This window comes from Nitrosomonadales bacterium (genome assembly GCA_016716325.1).
Classification (GTDB): domain Bacteria; phylum Pseudomonadota; class Gammaproteobacteria; order Burkholderiales; family Gallionellaceae; genus Gallionella.
Window position 1 is genome coordinate 425,500 of the sequence record JADJWO010000001.1, and the last position, 19,734, is coordinate 445,233.

Annotated in this window: 19 protein-coding genes, 1 tRNA gene and 1 pseudogene; 2 read left to right on the forward strand and 19 right to left on the reverse strand. The window is 57.6% G+C overall.

The window, feature by feature from the left end; genetic code table 11:
* Nucleotides 1-13 precede the first annotated feature (13 nt).
* A complete protein-coding gene (locus tag IPM27_01975) occupies nucleotides 14-1,735 on the reverse strand; it encodes an AsmA family protein (protein MBK9160332.1) in 1,722 nt (573 codons plus the stop codon).
* Between the two features lie 61 nt (nucleotides 1,736-1,796).
* Here IPM27_01975 and IPM27_01980 point away from each other — a divergent pair.
* Nucleotides 1,797-1,872 (forward strand) — tRNA-Asn (locus IPM27_01980).
* Nucleotides 1,873-1,946: 74 nt separating this feature from the next.
* On the opposite strand, the gene IPM27_01985 is transcribed toward IPM27_01980, so the two are convergent.
* The 13 genes from IPM27_01985 to ccmA all read right to left on the reverse strand — a co-directional run bounded on the left by IPM27_01985 (nucleotide 1,947) and on the right by ccmA (nucleotide 12,664).
* Nucleotides 1,947-2,591 carry a membrane integrity-associated transporter subunit PqiC gene (locus tag IPM27_01985; protein MBK9160333.1) on the reverse strand — a complete coding sequence of 215 codons (645 nt, stop codon included), beginning with the start codon at nucleotides 2,589-2,591 and terminating at the stop codon, nucleotides 1,947-1,949.
* A gap of 20 nt (nucleotides 2,592-2,611) precedes the next feature.
* Nucleotides 2,612-3,448 (reverse strand): MCE family protein, encoded by an 837-nt coding sequence (locus IPM27_01990; protein ID MBK9160334.1) that lies wholly within the window; start codon nucleotides 3,446-3,448, stop codon nucleotides 2,612-2,614.
* Complete coding sequence (locus tag IPM27_01995; GenBank protein MBK9160335.1) at nucleotides 3,433-4,257, reverse strand: ATP-binding cassette domain-containing protein; 825 nt, start codon at nucleotides 4,255-4,257, stop codon at nucleotides 3,433-3,435. Before IPM27_01995 ends, IPM27_01990 begins: the two co-directional genes overlap by 16 nt.
* On the reverse strand, nucleotides 4,254-5,411 hold the full coding sequence (locus tag IPM27_02000; GenBank protein ID MBK9160336.1) for an MlaE family lipid ABC transporter permease subunit: 1,158 nt from the start codon (nucleotides 5,409-5,411) through the stop codon (nucleotides 4,254-4,256). The genes IPM27_01995 and IPM27_02000 overlap by 4 nt, the downstream gene beginning before the upstream one ends.
* Nucleotides 5,412-5,619: 208 nt before the next feature.
* On the reverse strand, nucleotides 5,620-6,879 hold the full coding sequence (gene ccmI, locus IPM27_02005; protein MBK9160337.1) for a c-type cytochrome biogenesis protein CcmI: 1,260 nt from the start codon (nucleotides 6,877-6,879) through the stop codon (nucleotides 5,620-5,622).
* The gene (locus tag IPM27_02010; GenBank protein ID MBK9160338.1) at nucleotides 6,876-7,382 is read right to left on the reverse strand and encodes a cytochrome c-type biogenesis protein CcmH; all 507 of its coding nucleotides are present in this window, start codon (nucleotides 7,380-7,382) and stop codon (nucleotides 6,876-6,878) included. The genes ccmI and IPM27_02010 overlap by 4 nt, the downstream gene beginning before the upstream one ends.
* A complete protein-coding gene (locus IPM27_02015) occupies nucleotides 7,379-7,906 on the reverse strand; it encodes a DsbE family thiol:disulfide interchange protein (protein ID MBK9160339.1) in 528 nt (175 codons plus the stop codon). Before IPM27_02015 ends, IPM27_02010 begins: the two co-directional genes overlap by 4 nt.
* Nucleotides 7,903-9,936: a heme lyase CcmF/NrfE family subunit gene (locus IPM27_02020; protein MBK9160340.1), complete on the reverse strand. Its 2,034-nt coding sequence runs from the start codon at nucleotides 9,934-9,936 to the stop codon at nucleotides 7,903-7,905. Before IPM27_02020 ends, IPM27_02015 begins: the two co-directional genes overlap by 4 nt.
* Nucleotides 9,937-9,952: 16 nt before the next feature.
* Complete coding sequence (gene ccmE / locus IPM27_02025) at nucleotides 9,953-10,420, reverse strand: cytochrome c maturation protein CcmE (protein ID MBK9160341.1); 468 nt, start codon at nucleotides 10,418-10,420, stop codon at nucleotides 9,953-9,955.
* A gap of 4 nt (nucleotides 10,421-10,424) precedes the next feature.
* Nucleotides 10,425-10,598 (reverse strand): heme exporter protein CcmD, encoded by a 174-nt coding sequence (gene ccmD / locus IPM27_02030; protein ID MBK9160342.1) that lies wholly within the window; start codon nucleotides 10,596-10,598, stop codon nucleotides 10,425-10,427.
* Nucleotides 10,595-11,332 carry a cytochrome c biogenesis protein CcsA gene (gene ccsA / locus IPM27_02035; GenBank protein ID MBK9160343.1) on the reverse strand — a complete coding sequence of 246 codons (738 nt, stop codon included), beginning with the start codon at nucleotides 11,330-11,332 and terminating at the stop codon, nucleotides 10,595-10,597. Before ccsA ends, ccmD begins: the two co-directional genes overlap by 4 nt.
* A gap of 5 nt (nucleotides 11,333-11,337) precedes the next feature.
* Nucleotides 11,338-12,021 carry a heme exporter protein CcmB gene (gene ccmB / locus IPM27_02040; protein ID MBK9160344.1) on the reverse strand — a complete coding sequence of 228 codons (684 nt, stop codon included), beginning with the start codon at nucleotides 12,019-12,021 and terminating at the stop codon, nucleotides 11,338-11,340.
* Between the two features lie 28 nt (nucleotides 12,022-12,049).
* Complete coding sequence (ccmA, locus tag IPM27_02045) at nucleotides 12,050-12,664, reverse strand: cytochrome c biogenesis heme-transporting ATPase CcmA (protein MBK9160345.1); 615 nt, start codon at nucleotides 12,662-12,664, stop codon at nucleotides 12,050-12,052.
* Between the two features lie 255 nt (nucleotides 12,665-12,919).
* On the opposite strand from ccmA, the gene IPM27_02050 reads away from it, so the two are divergent.
* Complete coding sequence (locus tag IPM27_02050; protein MBK9160346.1) at nucleotides 12,920-14,248, forward strand: hypothetical protein; 1,329 nt, start codon at nucleotides 12,920-12,922, stop codon at nucleotides 14,246-14,248.
* Between the two features lie 80 nt (nucleotides 14,249-14,328).
* Here IPM27_02050 and IPM27_02055 read toward each other — a convergent pair.
* From IPM27_02055 to IPM27_02075, 5 genes and pseudogenes are all read right to left on the reverse strand, one after another.
* Nucleotides 14,329-16,226 (reverse strand): annotated as a pseudogene (locus IPM27_02055) (SurA N-terminal domain-containing protein).
* 207 nt (nucleotides 16,227-16,433) lie between these two features.
* Nucleotides 16,434-16,793, reverse strand: coding sequence for a TolC family protein (locus tag IPM27_02060; GenBank protein ID MBK9160347.1), 360 nt, complete (start codon nucleotides 16,791-16,793; stop codon nucleotides 16,434-16,436).
* Nucleotides 16,700-17,644, reverse strand: coding sequence for a TolC family protein (locus IPM27_02065; protein ID MBK9160348.1), 945 nt, complete (start codon nucleotides 17,642-17,644; stop codon nucleotides 16,700-16,702). Before IPM27_02065 ends, IPM27_02060 begins: the two co-directional genes overlap by 94 nt.
* Nucleotides 17,562-18,674 carry an AMIN domain-containing protein gene (locus IPM27_02070; GenBank protein ID MBK9160349.1) on the reverse strand — a complete coding sequence of 371 codons (1,113 nt, stop codon included), beginning with the start codon at nucleotides 18,672-18,674 and terminating at the stop codon, nucleotides 17,562-17,564. The genes IPM27_02065 and IPM27_02070 overlap by 83 nt, the downstream gene beginning before the upstream one ends.
* Nucleotides 18,674-19,606, reverse strand: a complete 933-nt coding sequence (locus IPM27_02075; protein ID MBK9160350.1) for a hypothetical protein — start codon at nucleotides 19,604-19,606, stop codon at nucleotides 18,674-18,676. Before IPM27_02075 ends, IPM27_02070 begins: the two co-directional genes overlap by 1 nt.
* Between the last annotated feature and the right edge of the window lie 128 nt (nucleotides 19,607-19,734).

Below are 19,734 nucleotides of genomic sequence, written 5' to 3' on the forward strand. Positions count from 1 at the left end.
TCCTGACTGGAAATCACTTTTTTTCCGGTGGCTTGACCGGAGTTTTCCCTTCGCCCTTCTTGTCATCGTTTTTGCCGAACAGCTTGTTCAAAAACCCACCGACCTTGATCCCCACCGCTGTCCCGATCCCCGGTCCGAGCAACGCGGTCCCTACTGCCGCACCTGCCATGGCCGATCCGCTGGGCCGGACGACCGGATCATCCAGCGTACCCGCAACCACCATCGGCATGCTGACCAGTCCTATCGTCCCCTTGACGTCGGTGTCCAGCATTCCGTTGAGCTGCAACGACGGACTGATGTCGATCTTGCCCTCGGCGCTCAGCGATCCGGAGGAGATTTTCAAACGCCTGAAATGATAACCACCCGCATCGATATTGAGCAAGCCGCTCAAGTCGTCGAAACCGGTTTTTCCTCCCTTGGCGTTGGCCGTTCCGGAACTGCTTGCCGCCTGCACCAGATCCACCTTGCTCAGCATGCCGTTACGCAGGTGGAACTCGCCGGCCAACTTCATGTTTTCGGGAAACCGCTCGAAGGCGTCCAGTCTCATGGAAAATTTCGCTTTGCTATCCATATTCCCGGTAAACAGAACCTCATTGGTCAAAGCTTCGACCAGTGGTTGCATGGCAACATTTGACACGGCGATTTCCGCATCCAGCAGGGTATCGCTGCGATTGATGCTCACCGTGCCGGAAAGCTCCCCACCATAAAGCTTCACCTTCAGGTCGCGCATCTCCAGACGTTCCGGACGCACCGAAACCAGCGACCTGATCTCCTTGAACCGCAACGGAGATTGTGCATTCGCGACGATACGTGCCGTGGCATTGCCGATACGCACTTTCCCGTCAAAGCGGAAATGATCCTGGAGCGCACGCGCGGTGTCTGCCTTGCTGCTGAGCGTTCCCGTCACAGACAACGGGCCGGTCAGTTCGATCTGCTTTTCCAGCAGGGCCATCGCCCGTTCCAGCGTTGTATCGACCCGAGCCAGTTTCGTTTGCAAGCGCCACCCGTCCGAGAACTCGACCTTGCCATCCCCTTCTGCGCGAATGCCTCGCGTTGCAACGACAAATTTCCGTGCGGTGAAATCCTGTTCGCTCAGCACTCCCTCGATTTGCAAATCGTCCAGCGGAAATTTCCGGAGTTGCGGCAACATCCAGCCGCGTGCCTGCATCAACAGCGAAAAGCGTCTTTCCGGAAGCGGTTGCAGTACAAGCATCGCCTTTTGTTCGTCCATCGCGAACCAGACGCGCTCCAGTTGTCCGTTCTGCTCGAATTCGAGCTTCCCCTCCAGCGGCCCAATCGTCAGCTCCGGCGTGACCAGCAGGCTCATGCCGGACAATTGCAACTCGCGCACGGTCACGACTTGCGCAGCATCAGACTGGTTGCTGAACCCTTCCACCAGCTGGCGAACCTGCGCCAGATGTGCCGTACCCTCTTTTACCGCAATGCGCCGCAGTACCACCTTGCCTTCCAGCAGGCCGCGCATATCCAGTTCCACCTCGACCGACTGTGCGGCAATCCCTTCCCGTTCGCCCAGGCGCACCCCCTGCAACTCCAGATGCGGCAAAGGCAGCGCCGCAACGCGCGCATGCCGGATGCTGACCGGCGTATGCAATTGTTCGCCCAGACTCCGCTCGATCTGCGGCACGTAAGCGTCCAGCGGAATCAGGTAAACCGCCACTCCTGCCAGTATCAGCAGGACAAACAATGCAATGATCGAACGCTTCAGCAACTTCATAAAAGACCCAATTTGAGGTTGACCGGACGGGTCAATATCACTATCATGCGCACCTCTCAATTCCCTGATAGCTCAGTCGGTAGAGCGACGGACTGTTAATCCGCAGGTCCCTGGTTCGAGTCCAGGTCGGGGAGCCAGGATATCCAAGGGCTAGCGTTCAACCGCTGGCCCTTTTTCTTTCCCGGACGTAACAACACAATCCCCATGGATCTCAGCGCACATGTTCAGCGCAAAAGTCGGAGATTCTCGCCAGCAGCCGTTCCAGCGCACGGTTGGCAGCAAGTACACCGCCGTAAGCATCCTCGCTCACACAGTCCTCGACCTCGTCGAATTCAGCCGTGGCAATGACGCGCCGATCGCCGATGTCCACCAGTTGCGCACCGAGCGTGAAGCGCACCTTGCTCGGTTGTGTACCAAAGTCCTGTTGCAGGCGGATGAGTTCGGTATCCAGTCGCAGCGAGGCCGATGCGCCTGAAGGCGACGACACGACCGCGCGGAATGTTCCGGAACGTCCCAGTGCCTGAACCAGCAGAGGTGCAAGCATGCGTGCCGGCGCATCCGCCCAGCGGTTGCTCGAATAGACCTCGAGCCCGTGCGTCCGTCGCACCCATACCATCCGGGCTGTATCAAAACCGGCACGCGCCTTGGGTGCGGCGACCTCAAGCACAATGTCGCGCTTGGGCGAAGACACGGAACGCGGCAGGTCGGCAAGCGCTGGAATATCGAGCAGATAGATGCTTGCAGGGGGCGGCGGAGGGGGCAATAGCGATGAACAGCCGGCAAGCAGCGCCAGCATCGTTGCGGTCGGGATCATCGCTGCAAAACGTGTGTACCAGGCCATATCATCCGGTTTCATTTATCGGCTCCATTCTGGTGTCATTCACCCGGTCCCGGCGGTATGCCGGGCTGCCCCTGCAACAGCATGCCGGGATTGCGTTCGAGTTCCTCGCTGAAACGGCGCAATGATGCAGTCAGCTCGCGCAGTTCGGCGATCGCCTGACGCGCTTCCGGCAAGGCTTCGGCGCGCACGCTTTCGGCAGTGTTCGCGGTACTGGCCCCGGCACGTTCGACCTCTTTGGCCATCCGGTCGAATGCATCGGCACTGTGCTGGAGGCGGCGCAGCAGTTGCGGCAATTCTGCATTCGCAAGCGTATTCGACAACCGCTCCAGATTGGCCAGCGTATGGCGCAGCGCGACACGGTTCTGTTCGTCCAGCAGCGCATTGACGTTTTCGCTGCTGCGGTTGAGATTGCCGAGCAGTGTGGTCACCGCGCTATCCAGGCGCATCATCAGCGACGGTCCGGTGCTGATCACCGGATATTTTCTGTCCGGCCCCGGCTTCAGCGAAAGCGAATCGCGGCTGCCGCCGACAAGATTGATATGGGCGATCCCGGTAAGTCCCTGCACCTGCAGCATGGCCACGGTATCCACTTTCACCGGTGTACCGCGTTCGATATCCAGCGTGAGTTGCACCTGTTCGATATTGTCCGGCGCAAGCGCGATGTGGCGTACCCTGCCGACCTGCACGCCGCGATAGCGCACCGGTGAATCCAGGTTCAGCCCCGATACCGATTCGCTCATGTAAACCAGATAGGTATCGTAGGTTTTGCCGTAGGACTCGCTGCTGGAGAGCCACAGCACGCTGCCGATCAATGCGGCGCCGAGCAGCAGCACGAACACCCCGACCGCCGCGAAACTCACTTTCGATTCCATGCCTGCTCCATTGCCCCGCGACCGCGCGGGCCGTAAAAATATTCCCGTATCATCGCATCCTCCGAGCGCGCCAGTTGCTGCATCGAACCCTCGCCGAGAATGTGCCCGTCCCCCAGTACCGCGACGCGATCCGCCGCGCGCCACAACAGGTCAAGGTCATGCGTGACCATCATGATGGTGAGTCCGAGCGCATCACGCAGATGACGTACCAGTTCGTCGATGCCGCAGGCACTCAACGGGTCAAGGCCGGCTGTCGGTTCGTCCAGGAACAGCAGTTCCGGATCCAGTGCCAGCGCCCGCGCCAGTGCCGCGCGCTTGCGCATGCCGCCGGAAAGTTCGCTCGGATATTTTGCACCGGCATCGGCCGGAAGTCCGGCGAGCGCGATCTTCAGGGCGGCAATCTCGTTGGCCAGCACCGCGCCGAGCCTGGTATGTTCCCGGATCACCATGGCGACATTCTCCGTCACGGTGATCGAACTGAACAGTGCGCCGCGCTCGAACATCATTCCCCAGCGCCGTCTCAGCGGCAACGCCTGTTCATCGGACAATCCGATCACTTCCTGCCCGAACACACGGATCGAACCCGATACCGGTTGCTGCAGCATGATGATCTCGCGCAGCATGGTGGATTTTCCGCAACCGCTGCCGCCGACCAGCGCGAATATTTCGCCGCGGTGCACCGAAAGGCTCACGTTCCGATGCACCACCGCATCGCCGAAGCATGTGTTCAGGCCGCGTATCTCGATGACATCCGCATCCGGGCCCGGTTGCTCCGCGTAGCTCACCACGTTATCCACTGCGGCACTCATAGTTTCAGCCAGCTGAAGATGATGGAAAACAGCGCATCCACCAGGATCACCAGGAAGATCGACTGCACCACGCTGACCGTGGTCCGGTGTCCGACGCTTTCTGCGCTACCGCTTACCTGGAACCCTTGATAGCAGCCGACCAGTGCGATGATCATCGCGAATACCGGGGCCTTGCCGACGCCGATGAGGAAAGATTTCAGGCTGATCGCCTCATTGAGACGCTCGATGAAGGTGGTGAAACCCACATCGAGTTGGGCACGCGCCATGACCATGCCGCCGAATATGCCCATGATGTCGGTATAAACGGTGAGCAGCGGCAATGCGATCACCAGTGCGAGTACCTTGGGCAATACCAGCAGGTCGAACGGCCCGATGCCGATGGTACGCAGCGCATCGATCTCTTCGGTCACCTTCATGGTGCCGATCTGCGCCGCATAGGCCGAACCGGAACGACCGGCGATGATGATGGCGGTGATCAGCGGCGACAGTTCGCGCACCATCGAAAGGCCGACCAGGTCGGCAATATAGATATTGGCCCCGACGCGGCGCAGTTGTTCCGCGCCCTGATAGGCGATGACGATGCCGAGCAGGAAAGAGAGCAGGCCGGTGATAGGCAATGCCGCAACACCGGTGTTCTGCAGGTTGTACAGGATGGATCGCCAGCGGATGCGGCGCGGCTGCATCAGGGCACGCAGCAGCGCGATCGTACTTTCGCCGAGGAAGGACAACAGCCCGAAGGCGCCGAGCACCCCCTGCCAGGCATTGCTGCCGAAACGCGTCAGCGCACCGATCGCAGGCGAGGTTGCGCTACCGGTCTGTATGGTGCGCGCGGCGATCAGGCGAAGCAGTGCCTCGAATTCCGGTTTCAGCCCGATGAAGATCACGGTGTACCCGCCAAGTTCCAGATCGCGCCGGATGCGACACAGCAGCCATGCGCCCGATGTGTCCAGTGCGCTGATGGCGTGCGCATCGATCCGCACCTCGCCTTCGCCCACCGCCAGATCCTCCAGACAGGCCTTGATGCGGATTTCGGTCCGTGCTGCCGAACGCAACAACCACGCGCCCGTGCAGTGCAGTTCGCGCGATGTCGCGCCGGGACGGATATCTGCGGCTGTCTGAGTTGCGGTGGAACGCGACGTGACCGATACGTTCATCGTTCTGTTCTGGTTGAGATAGCGGGTTGAATTGCGGCGTTGCGCCACATGGCAAACGACACGACCGTTTCCATTCATGCCATGTATCGCCACGAATGCTATGTCGCACTGTACCGGCTGTCAATTGAATACGCGTCGCAGTTCAGCCTTCAAAATGAAACGGCATCCGGCTTTGCAACCGGATGCCGCGCCGATGGAGTGCGAAGCGTTATTTCACGACCGAATCGATTACGATGTCCAGTCCATTTTTGCCCGGTTTGACTACTCCAGCCGTGCCTTCCAGATCGCCCGGCTGCGACATCGGACTGCCCGATTTGGAAACACGCGCCATAACGACGACCTGCTCGTAACCGGACAGCTTCATCTGCGGTTGCATGGCCAGGCTGTCGTCGAGCACAAAGTCCATCGGCAGATCCCTGACCTGCTTGCGGATCACGGCAAGCGGCATCCTCGGGCCTTCGGCCGCGCGCGCCAGGATGAACACGAAATCGTCCGGTGAAACTTTGCCGATTAGCGCCGGGCTCAGCGATACCTTGCCGGTGATCGCCATGGCCGGATCAGCCGCCGGCTTCGCGGGCGCATCGGGGGAAGACAGCTTGGCCAGCTTTTCCTTGCCGCCCTTCTGCATCGACAGGAATAGCCGCGCCTGGTCGATGCCGCCATGGATCATCTGTATCTCGGGATAATCGGGCGGCAGCAGGCTGACCAGCTTTTGCCAGTGGGTGATCGCCGCAACGTAATCACCGCGCTCCATCCCGGCCGACCCGGACAATGCCAACGCCGTTGGATTTTCCGGATCCAGCTCAAGCGCCTTGTCGAGAAATTTGGTCGGTTCACCCAGCAAGGACTGGTTGTTGTTCATCGCCATCGCATCGGCGTAACTCGTCCATATCTGCGACTCGTTCGGCACCAGTTTGACCAGTTCGCCATAGGCGCGCACCGCATCGGCATAGCGCTGCAATTCGACGTAGGAACGCGCCAGCGTCACCCAGCCATCCGGGTTCTCCGGTATCTTCACCAGCCTGGCTTCCAGTTCCTGCAGCGCCGTTTCCGAACGAAGCAGGCCGAACCCGTCCGCACTTTCGGTCTGTTGCGGTTCCGGCTGCAGCGCGCGGCTGTTGCCGATCTGCAAATAGAGCAACACGCTGCCCAGCGAAACCACCACCGACAGGACGACAGCCAGTATCCTTGCGGGACTGCGAACCTGCGTTGCGGGTGCTTCCGTTGTCCTGACCTCTTCCAGCAGACGCACCTGTAATTCGCGTTTCCCTTGCTCGAAAGCATCCGGGGTCAACAGGCGATTCTGCAAGTCCCTCTCGAGTTCCGCCGACTGGTCGCGCAGGATCTCGAGATTGGCTGCATCGCGCAGCACATCGTTGTTCACGGCCGATTTGCGCAACAGCGGCCACACCACGAACGGCAATGCCGCAGCCAGTATCGCCGCACAGATTATCCAGAATAAGGTCATGCTTGGGAGTCTTTCGCCTGAGTTGGTGAGGCAGTTGTCTGTTTTTCCGCCGGGGCTTCGTCCAGTAATTCTGCGGCACGCTGTTCGTCTTGTGCAGACAACTCGGCTTCCGCAACCAGCCCCCGGCGTTTACGCAATTGATGGATCAGGACTGCGCTGCCCGCCAGCAACAGGACGAACGGGGCCGACCACAAGGGAATGGTTTCCTTGTCGACCGGCGGATCGAACAGCACCGACTTGCCGAAGCGCTCGACCAGCATATCCAGGATTTCCTGGTCGGTCGCGCCGGCCTTCATCTTTTCGCGCATGATGGCGCGCACGTCGTTCGACCAGTCGGCATGCGAGGTGGATACTGGTTCGCTCTGGCAGACCAGGCAGCGCACCTTTTCCGCCAGTTTGATCATGCGGGCTTCCATAACGGGATCATCGGCGATGTCTTTCGCCTCACCGGCAAAAGACCAGGCCGGCAACAGGCATAACAGCACTATTGAAAGGTATTTCATTTGGCTTGCAACTCCGCGACGAGAGGCAGGATGGTTTCCTGCAGGTTTTGCGACGTGACAGCGCCGATCAGTTTGTAGCGGATGATGCCCTGCTTGTCGATGACATAGGTCTCGGGCACGCCGTATACGCCGTAATCGAAGCCAACCTTGCCATCCAGATCGACGATACTCAGGGTATAGGGATCGCCCGCCCTGCGCAGCACGGCCTTGCCGTCCTCAGGCTTGTCCTTGTAGTCCAGTCCGATGATGGGCACGATATTCCGGCGAGACAACTGCATCAGCAAGGGATGTTCGTCCTTGCAGGCACCGCACCAGGATGCCCATACATTCAACAGCCACACTTTGCCCTGCATCTCTTTCGGCGAGAACTGCTTGTCCGGCTCATGCAGCATCGGCAGCACGAAAGCGGGGGCCGACTTGCCGACCAGTGGCGAAGGCACTTCGCGCGTATCGCGGCCCAGTCCCATATACAGGAAGACCGAGACGACCAGGAATATGGCCAACGGAAGTATGAAACGCATCATGATGTCTGTCCTTGCGGATTGCTGATAGCACCCGGTAGGGAAGGATGGTCAAGTTTCGCCCTGGCATCCGCTTTCCGATGGATGCGGTAACGCCGGTCGCTGACCGCCAACACCCCACCCAGCGCCATGAACAGGCAACCCGCCCAGATCCAGTCCACAAAAGGTTTGATGTAGACCCGCACGGCCCACGCACCCTCCGATTCCGGGATCGGCTCGCCCAGCGATACATACAGATCGCGGAAAAAACCGGTCTGGATGGACGCTTCGGTCAATGGCATGCCCGATACATTGTATTGGCGTTTCTCGGGAGCCAGTTCACCGACCAGGTCGCCGTCCTTGTGTACCGTCACACGCCCCACTCCGGCGATATAGTTCGGGCCTTCCGTTTCCGTCACGCCATTGAAACGGAACTCATAGCCACCTGCATGGACGGTATCGCCGATATTCATGCGTACATCGCGCTCGGTCTCATAGCCCTTCACCAAGGTCACGCCGATGATGAACAATGCCACACCCAGATGTGCCAGCTGCATGCCGTAGTAGCTCAGGCTCTGCTGACGCACGCGTTGCATGAAGGAACCCTGCCCCGCCCAGCGCTGGTTCAGGCTGACCACCAGTGTCGCAATGATCCAGAAAGCCATCAGCAAACCGGCCGCGATCATGAACGACCATTTCCCCGACTCCAGCGACAGGAAACTGCCCATCGTCAATGGCAGCAGCAAAGCCAGTACCAGCGCGCTACCGAAAGCCCAGCGTACGCGCCGCGCCAGATCGGGCACGGCCATCTTTTTCCAGCGCGCCAGCGGGCCCAGCCCCATCATGAATATCATCGGCATCATCAGCGGCACGAACACGGCTTCGAAATACGGCGCGCCTACCGACAGCTTTCCGTAGCCCAGCGCATCCATGAACAGCGGATACAGGGTGCCGATGAACACGGAAGCGGCAGCCACTGACAGCAGCACGTTATTGGCCAGCAGCAACGATTCGCGAGACAGCGCGTCGAACTGACCGCCCAAACCGACCTTTGGTGCGCGCCAGGCGAACAGCAGCAGCGATGCGCCCACCACCAAGACCAGGAAGCTCAGGATGAAGACGCCGCGCTTGGGATCGGCGGCGAATGAATGCACCGAAGTCAGCACGCCGGAGCGCACCAGGAAAGTGCCGAGCAAGCTGAATGAAAACGCCGCAATGGCAAGCAGCACCGTCCAGCTCTTGAATGCGCCGCGCTTTTCAGTCACAGCCAGCGAATGGATCAGCGCGGTACCCAGCAGCCAAGGCATGAACGACGCGTTCTCGACCGGATCCCAGAACCACCAGCCACCCCAGCCCAGTTCGTAATAGGCCCACCAGCTGCCGAGCGCGATACCCAGCGTCATGAACACCCATGCCACCGTCGTCCAGGGACGAGACCAGCGCGCCCAGGTCGCATCCAGTTTGCCGCCCAGCAGGGCGGAGATGGCGAACGCGAACGCGACCGAGAACCCGACGTACCCCATGTACAACATCGGCGGATGGATCACCAGACCGGGATCCTGCAACAGCGGATTCAGGTCGCGGCCATCGGTCGCAGCCGGCAACAGGCGCTCGAACGGGCTGGAAGTGAACAGCATGAACATCAGGAAACCGACCGAGATCAATCCCATCACGCCCAGCACGCGCGCCACCATTTCTTCTGGCAGATGCTTGCTGAATGTGGCAACCGCCGCAGTCCACACGGACAGCAGCAACGCCCACAACAACAGCGAACCTTCATGTCCGCCCCAGATTGCAGAAAAACGATACTCGGTCGGCAATTGGGAATTGGAATGCTGCGCAACGTACAGCACAGAAAAATCGTTGCCGAGGAACGCCTGCGCCAGTGCGGCGAACGCCAGACCGATGAACACCATCTGCCCGTATGCCAGCGGACGTGCGGTCCCCATCAACACCGGGTTGTTGCGCGCGGCACCGAGTAACGGCAGGACGCCGAGGATCAGCGCCAGACACAATGCGACGATCAGGGAAAAATGGCCTAGCTCTGGAATCATGGGGAGACTTTCCTGGTTATTGTGCAGCAGAAGGCGCGGCGCTTGCCGCGGCGGCATTGGCGCTTTCAGCCTTTTCCAGTGCATCGGCAGCTTCCGGCGGCATGTAATTCTCATCATGCTTGGCCAACACCTCGTCTGCATGCATCACGCCATCCGCTTCCACCTTGCCCTGAGCGACCACGCCTTTACCTTCCTTGAACAGGTCAGGCAGGATGCCCTTGTAAACGACCGGGATGCTCTTTGCCGTATCGGTGATCACGAAATGCACCGTCAAACCGTCCGTCTGGCGTTTAACGCTGCCTTCCTCGACCAGTCCGCCGATACGGAAGCTGCGCCCTTGCGGCGCTTCCTTGTTGAATATCTGGGTCGGCGTGAAATACAGGCTGACATTATCCTTGAGCGCATTCAATACCAGACCCACCGCCACACCTATGGCAGCAACGGCGACAACGATGTATACGAATCTTTTCTGACGCGGTTTCATTCAATCAATCCTCTTCCGATTCTTCTGCATCACGCAACAGGCGCGCCTGTTGCAGGGTTATTTTTCTCTTATGCATGACCAGCGCGATCTCGACCGCGAAAACAAGCAGTGCAACGGCATACGAGCCCAGCCAGACATAGGCAAGCGGGTTTTCTCTCATCCAGATATCCAGATTCATGACCGCACCTCCGGCAATTCCGAAATCCATTTGGTATGCCTCTCACGCTCGAGAATGATACTGCGCACTCGCGCCAGCACCACCGCAATGGCATACAGCCAGCATGCTGCGAGCATGATGAACATTGCCTGTTGCATCGCGATATGCATGCTCGTTCCGCTGAATTTGATGGTCGATCCCTGATGCAGGGTATTCCACCACTTCACCGAAAAATAAATGATCGGCACATTCACCGAACCCACGATGGCCAGCAGCGCAGCGGCCCGGTCGGCGCGGCGCGGATCATCGATGGAGGCGTGCAGCGAAATGAACCCCAGATACAGGAACAACAGGATCAGTTCGGACGTCAGGCGCGCATCCCACACCCACCATGCACCCCACATCGGCTTGCCCCACAACGCACCGGTCCACAGCGAGATGAAGGCGAACAGCGCACCGGTCGGCGCGATCGCGGTTGCCATCATCGCCGACAAGCGGGTATTGAAGATCAGCCCCAGTGCGGCGTAGCCCGCCATGATCAAGTACAGGAACATGGACAGGATGGACGCAGGAACGTGGATGAAGATGATGCGGTAAAACTCGCCTTGCTGATAATCCGTCGGCGCGACCGCAAAACCGATATACAGGCCAACCGCAGACAGAATCGCAGCAGAAACCGCGAACCACGGAATCATTTTTCCGGCCAAGCCGTAAAAGGTCGTAGGTGCTGAATATTTGAACCAGTTTATTGCCAAAGTCATTACTCCATCGAAATTCGCAACGCCTGCGCACTCACCCAAGGGGTGAATACCAGCGCCAATACCAGTAACGCACCCAACAAGGACAGGTGCGGCGTCGTGTTCAGTCCGCTTGAAACCGCCTCAACCGCTCCGGTGCCAAAGATCAGCACCGGAATGCACAGCGGCAACACCAGCAGCGATAACAGTACGCCGCCGCCGCGCAAACCCAACGTCAGGGCTGCGCCGATCGCGCCGATCATGCTGAGGATCGGTGTCCCCAATAACAACCCGACGATCAGCACACCAATTGCCTGCGCCGACATATCGAACTGCAGTCCCAGCACCGGAGCCATCAGCACCAGCGGCAGGCCGGACACCATCCAGTGCGCGGTTATCTTGCCCAACACCAGCATCGATAGCGACTGCGGCGCCAGCATCATCTGTTCCAGCGTGCCGTCAAGATAGTCGGCAGAAAACAGCCGCCCCAGCGACAACATCGAAGATAGCAGTGCAGCGACCCACAACACACCGGGAGCCATTTTGCGCAGCATCTCCATCTCCGGCCCGACACCCAGCGGAAACAGGCTGACCACCATCACGAAGAAGATCAGCGTGGTAAGCACATCTGCGCGGCGGCGCATCGCCAGTACCAGATCGCGGCGTACCACCAACACCAACAGGCCGAGCATCGTCGATTTTTTCATGCCGCCATGACTTCCATGCTGCGCATCCTCATGACAGCGACAGACTGCGCATATCCATTCCCGCCACCTGCAAGGGCTGATGGGTAGTAAAAATCACCATCCCGTGGCCAGTCAGGTGCTCCGCGATCAATTCCTGGATCAAGGACACTGCTCCGACATCCAGTGCGGCCAATGGTTCATCCAGCACCCACAGTCGGGCATCGCTCACCAGCAAGCGCGCCAGCGCAACGCGCCGTCTCTGGCCTTGCGAAAGCACCTTGGTAGGCAACATTTCACGACCGCGCAAACCCATGCGGCGCAAAGCAGTGATCACTTCTCTTTCATCAAGCTCGATGCCGGATAGTCCAGCCGAAATATGCAAGTTCTCCAGCGCGCTCAATTCATCCTTGATGGCATTCAGGTGCCCGAGGTACAGCATTTGCGCGTAATAATCCTCATCCAGCTCACGGATATTCTCGCCATCCCAGACAATATCCCCCTCATCCGGCGTCATGAAGCCGCACAACGTGCGCAGCAAACTGGTCTTGCCGCTGCCGTTCGCACCCTGCACTTGCATGATCTGCCCGGGATGAAGCGTAAAGCTTAATCCGGAAAACAGGCGGTGATCGCCACGACTGCAGGCAAGATTGCTGATTTCCAGCATGGAGGGATAACCCGGTTATTTCACAGCGCGGGATTATATACGATGGCTCCCGGAAAAGCCTACCGCGCGGCCCGATTCCCACACCATCAGCAAGCTTTTGGAACGATCGGGAAATTACTGGAAGTGCGATCGACATTACCGTTTTCGACCCATCCGCGCCAGCATGAGTTCTCATTCAGTTTGGTTAGAAGCCAAATCAGGCTATCATTAGCGGAATACTTTTTAATTGTTCGTTAAAGCTGAAAGGCTGGTTTTATGACTTCACGAGTTTCGTTAAGGGATATCCCGAAGAAAAATATTTTTCGGAAGGGTGATGTTTTTGTACTTTTTGGCGAGTTGTTCGGCCGGGGGTATGCCAATGGCCTGGTTGACGAAGCCCGCAAGTCGGGCATGACACTCATCGGCATAACCGTAGGTCGACGCGACGAGAACAACGCCTTGCGTCCGCTGACCGGCGAAGAACTGGCTTTGGCCGAAACCAATCTCGGCGGGCGCATCATCAATGTCCCGCTGATGGCAGGATTCGATCTGGATGCGCCTGCAGGCGAAGCCACTCCCACCGATCTGCTTGGCAACATGACCCTGAAAAGCTGGCAGGAGGACAAACTCGACTGGCAACATATCGAAAAGTGTCGCGAAGCCGGCGTGAAACGCTTCAAGGATTCTGTCGCAAAGGTGATGGCCGAGCTGGACGGCATGATTGCGGACGGCAGCAATGTATTCTTCGCCCACACCATGGCAGGCGGCATCCCCAAGGTAAAGGTGTTTCTGGCCATCGCAAACCGCATCTATAAGGGCCAGGGAGATCGCTTCATGTCTTCGCGAGCCTTGCTGGACAGTGACCTCGGCAAGCTGATCCTGATGAACTTCGACGAGGTTACCGCCAATACCTTCCAGCATTTGATCGAGGGTAGTTCCGCAATACGGACGCGGCTGGAAAAAACCGGCGGTCAGGTACGCTACACGGCGTATGGTTACCATGGCACCGAAATACTGATCGATGGCGGCTACCAGTGGCAGACCTACACCAACTACACCCAAGGCTACGCCAAGATGCTTCTCGAACGTATCGCAGAGGCTGCCTGGGCTAACGGCATCAGGGCAACGGTATATAACTGCCCGGAAATACGCACCAACTCTTCCGACATATTCGTCGGTGTGGAGCTTTCATTGTTTCCGCTACTCAATGCATTGAAGCGCGAAAATGGCGGAGAATGGGCCGAAACGCAATGGCAGACTTGCCGAGAACTGCTGCAGGAAAGCTCTACGCTGGAGGGTCTGCTGCAAAAGATCGATGCCTACAATGCAAGCGATGTCATGACAGGCTTCCGCAATTTCGAGGCTTGGCCGATGGACAACAACAGGGAGTTGGCCGATCTGATGATAGGCACCTCGGACGGGATCACCCAGATGCACAAGGACCGCAAGGTTCTGGTGACCGATCTTCTGAGTGCTCTGGTGCTGGAAGGAACGGGACCATTAATGTTCTATGAAACTTCCGAACCTGCGGCCCCGGTCATCTGGCTGAATCACGACATCATCGCAAAGCAGCTTGTCGAGAATCACTGCAAGCAAGCAACATAGCAATCCCTGTTCACTGCCGCAATCGACAACGCCACATAAAATGTGGCGTTGTCATTTTCATACCCGGGAAAACGGGAAGTTCAGGGTTCCACGTCCGTCACTGTCTCGGGAAGATTCGTCTTGATTGTCGACTGCTGTCGGACATCAGCCATGTACGCCCGGAACATCTCTTCTCCGGTCATCTGGCGCAATTGCTGCACGTAACGGCTGCGCTTCAATTCATCGGGCTTCTCCCCGTCCTTGACAGCCGCAATACGCACCAGCAGATAACCGCCCTGCGCTGCTTCCGCCCCGACAAACCCGGGAAGTTTGGCTGCGTTGGCCTGGAATATCTGCCGTACCAGATCAACATCCAGGTCGCCGTGTTGTGCGCGCGTAATTTCCTGCGCTTTGCTCCAGTCTAATGCAGTTTGTTCTCCGTGTTGCAATTGCTCCAGAACGGCCTTGCCCTGCTTGCCGGCAAGCTCGATTGCCTGCTGACGCAACAGCTCCTGATGGATCGTATCCCGCACTTCAGCGAAGGCGCGCACAGTAGCTGGTTTATATTCAAGTATCCTCGCTGCAACCAGCGTATCCGGAGACACCTCGATAGCCGCTGTATTACGCTCATGCTTCAGCACATCTTCGCTGAAAATCGCCTGCAACATCTTCTCTGTCCAAGGCTCCTCGCCTGCCATACCGCTCGCCAGCCAGCCGCTTTGCATGATATCTGCACCGACAAGCTCCGCAGCAGGTTTCAATGTGTCGCTTTGCTCATAAACGGTATTGCTGAAGGCTTCCGCCAATTCTGCGAACTTGTCGCCCCTTTTTGCTGGCGCAATTTATTCACGATACTTTCACGCACCTCGTCAAATGGCAACGCACGCGATGGGCGCACTGCAATCAACTTGACAATGTGATAACCGAAGTCCGATCTGACCAGACCGCTGATCTCGCCTTGCTTAAGCGCAAAGACAGCCTCGTCAAATTGCTTGACCATCATACCGCGTCCGAAAAACCCAAGGTCACCACCGTTGCCCGCCGAGCCAGGATCCTGAGAATGTTGCTTGGCCAGATCGGCAAACTTGTCCGGAGCCTGCCTGACTTGTTGCAGCAGTTTCTCGGCATTGGCTTTTGCTACGTCCTGTTCAGCTTGGGCGGCGGCAAGCGGTACGGCAATCAGGATATGTGCAGCCTGACGCTGCTCAGCGCTGCCAAAATCGCTTTGATGTTCAGCGTAGTATTTGCGCGCATCTTCGGCGCTGACATCAACTTTCGCCATCAAATCAGGCATTGAGAACTTCACATACTCGACCCTGGCCTGCTCTTGCAGTTGAAACTTTTTCGGATTCGACTCGTAATATTTCTTCAGTGCAGCCTCATCCACCTTTGCCTGCGCCATAAAAGGCTGCAAGGATATGTATGCCACACTGATCAGGCGTCGTTGTTCGTTCAACCGTGCGAGATTATCCGCCACGGCATTTGAAGCAAAACCATTTTGCAAGTAGGCGCCGCGCACCTGCTGAGCGAGCAGATCATCACGCAAGCGAGCCTCGAACATCAGGGGCGACATAGACTGCTCGGCCAGAGCGGATTCATAGCGCTTATTGTCGAAGCTTCCGTTCTCCTGAAATGCTTCTATACTGCCAATCACCTGCGCCACCTGGTCATCGGTCACCGTCAAGCCGGCAGCCTTGGCACGCTCAACCAGCAAACGTTGCGCGACCAGATTATCCAGAACGGCTGTCTTTATTTCCGGATTGTCGAGCATCTTCGCGTCGAAATTCGGCCCCAACATCTGGCGCAAATTGTTTTGCTGCTGCCGCAACGCAGTTTCAAATTCCTGCAGGGTGATTTTCGAACCGTTCACATTGGCAGCTTCTACGACTGCATTGCTGGATTTGTTGTATGAATCCACGCCCCAGAATGCAAACGGGAGGATGATTACCGCCAGAACTATCTGCACCAGCCGCTTTTTCTCATGGACAAAATCGAACATAACGATGACACCTGAAATTATTCAAGAAACAACAGATAAAAAAGGCGAACTTTCGTTCGCCTTTGTTTGGCGGAGCGCAAGGACACTCCACCTACCAAGCAAAACTGTTTGAAAACCAGAGCTGATTTTGTTTACTTTGCTCAAAGTCTCACAAAATTTGCGCACCGCCAAGCTGCAACACGCGCATTATATATTACCGGGGAAAGATTAGTAGAAAAGCCGGTTGATATCTTCGAGATCCTTGCGGCTCAACGCTCCGACCGCCTGCTTGAGTTTCAGACGGTTCGCGAGATAGTCGTAACGCACCTGGAAATAATCCCGCTTCGCGGCATAGTACAAACGATAGGCATCCACTACCGCAACTATCGTGTAAATCCCGTAATGAAATCCCTTGACCTTGCTCTGCAGCACGCTTTCCTGTGCGATCACCATTTTTCTCAAGGCCTCTATGCTCTTTGCGCCAGCCGTCACATTCAGGAAGGACGAGCGCGCCAGACGTTCGGTATGCCGGTATTCCTGATTGCGCTCCTGCTCACTCTTTTCTTTGCGCGCAACCGCTTCCCGCACCAGAGAGTTGGTTCTCCTCCCTCAAACAGCGGGAAATTCAACTTGAACGAGATATCGTTTGTATTGACCTTGCTGCCCCCCCCATACAGGGAGCCTCCCGAATCCTGTGCTGTGGAAGTTCCCACCAGATTAAGTGTCGGCAAGTACCCCGCACGCTGGCCGTTTATTTCGATAGCCGCTATCTCCACTGCCATGGCGCGTGACTGCAACGCCAGATTCTGATCCAGTGCCGCAACCACCCACGATTCCACCTTTGCCGGCAACGGCGGCCGGGCATCAAAATTTGTCCGGAATCTGGGCAATGCCTCAGCTTCAAATCCGACGATCTCCTTGATCGCCAGTCGCGCATCGTCAAGCTTGTTCTGCGCGTCTATTTCCTTGGCTTCGGACAACGCCAGACGCCCCGCAGTATCGCTCACATCTACAAGCGTACCCATACCGTTCTTCAGGCGCGCCTGAGCCAATTCATGTTGCTTCGCAATCGTTTCGCGCTCGGCCTTGGACAAGGTCAGACTGTCGCGGGCTGCGGCCAACCCTAGGTACGCGCTGGACAAACGCACGATCAGATCCTGCTCGGCCGCCAGCAGGTTCACTTTAGCCTGTTCCTCCGACACTTTTGCCTGGCTGATCTTGGCAAAAGCCTGTGGCTTGATGATCGGCTGAGTGATAGTCAGCGTGTGGGTCACTGAAGAGTAGGACTGTTTTCCCAGGGCATAGACCGGATTGGAGGACTGCTTCACGTTCTGCTGCGCACTCGATCTTTGGTAATCATAGGTTGCGGTTGGCAGGTAAGCGGCTATGGCCTGCGGGGATGCCTCCAGGTTGGCCTTGTATTCCGCCTTCGCTGCCAAGTACTTGGGATCGGCCTCCACAGCTCGATCGAATAACGCCAGCAACCCGTACTGCCTTGTGGACGAGGCCCGCCAATCCCGACTCCTCTTGACCTGTCGTAGCCTTGTCCAGTGCAACCGGATTGAGCGCGAAGGGAGGAATGCTGCCGCTGAGTTCAAGCACTTCCTTTCTCAACCTAAGATCGAGATCGGAAGGCAAACCGGCCATGGCCGCTTCCTTCGCCTGTTTGTATGCCGCCACTTGCCGCCGCGTGCCTATGGTCACCCACAAGTTCTCGCCCCCCGTACCTCCCTCCGCACTTTGGGCAACCACTGAAACTTCCTCGGCCAGATCAAATACCACCCGCGCAACGTTCCTGCCCGCCTTGCTCAGGCGCGCCCGCGTCACCAGAGGTGTAAAGCTCACAAACTCTGCCACAGCCTGTTCCACCTGTTTGGGGTTCATGCCACGGATATCTATCACCACGGATTCCGGGTCATGTTTCACCGAGACTTCGGTGTCGAGCTTCTGTTTGCTGAGGAAAGCCAGGTCTACCAATCCTTCCTCTTCCTTGGCTTCGATCACCGCCACGCCGTCCGGTAACCCCGGTGCCGGCGCCTCCGAGTGTGGCGACATCACGATTTCCCATTGCGACATGTCATCGCCAGTCGCCACCACCGTCTCATCCAGCACATCCATGGGTTTAGCAAGATCAACCGTCAGATAAGTCGCCGTATCTCCATGCGGCCTCATCCTGATGCCTTTCACCAGTGGATGCGCGGGAGGATGCTCACGCAGTATTTTTTCCAGTTGTTCCCGATCCGAACTCTTGAGGTCTATGACGAATCCCTTGCCGCTGGCATCGAATCTGGCGTCATGGAGCACTCCGGCCTTCACGTCCAGCATCAAACGCAGGACCTCGTCATCGCCACGGGTTTCCAGTCTGAATGTATCGAAATCACCCCCCCATGCCGGAAAGACCATGGCAAGAGCCAACACCAGAGTGCATCCTGTAAAACGGTTTACGACACGATTTTTTTTCATTGTCATCAATTACGCTGAATAATTTTCAGGAGCAACTTGCCTTCTTCCCCAGTGCTGGAATTCCGCAACGTTACCAGAACCTGTACCCCATCCCCGATTCCTGCAGGCATCACTCCGCGGACCGACTTCTTGTCTGCATCCAGCTTCAGCCAGGATGGCATCGGCGCGCCATCATCCATCCCCAAGTCCACCACCATCTGTTCTTGCCGGACAAAGGAAGCAAAAGAACTCTCGAAGGAACGCTCTGGCGTAACTTGAACCACCAGTGGCGTCAATGCCGACGAAGTCGCAGTCGTGGAACCGGGCAAGTCAATCACGACATCGTTTACAGACACACTGAGCGCCTCTCTCATTCCGGCAACCTGCCCGCCGACATCGCTCAAGGTAAGAGGCGAGGTGAAGGAAGCCAGCATTATCGAGGTTGATGAATTGCCGGAGGATGAGGAAGAAGCCACAGTCGGCGCTCCTCCAATCGGCCTGGCCATTTGCAGCGGTATGTACTGCTGCGCCGTAGTCAGGTAGCCATTCCCGCTCTCGCTGACGCTTGCAGGTGGATAGCCATCGTATGTGGTACCCAAACGCAGGAAGCTGTAAGTCAAACCACCAAGGCGATTCTCAAGAGCCGGATTGTCGTCGTAAATCAGCCAGCGCCCGGCGGGAGCAGAAACAGCATTTGCTCCGGCGGTGTTCCAGAACTGGCGCGTGGCGGCCAGCACGACGGCATTGCCGGCAGACCTGCCAATCACGGGCGCATTCAGGAACAGGTCTCGACCATCGCGTATCCACACGGTACCGGCATCTACACCCGTAGTCACGCCTACCACAGCAATGGTCAGATCATTCGCATCGTAATAAGCGAAATTACCTGTAACGTTCGCCGCCAGATTTACCAGGTCATTGGTATTACTGGTCAGGCTGGCGTTCCCTGCTGCCAGCACTTCCCGCGCTGGATGCGGGCACGCTTCCGGCCGGCTGGGAGATATCCAACCCGGCATCCAGAGTCAGAATATTGGCCGCCACATTCGCGGCCAGGCTGAGTGTCGAGCCGACCCCACGCGTTTGTAAA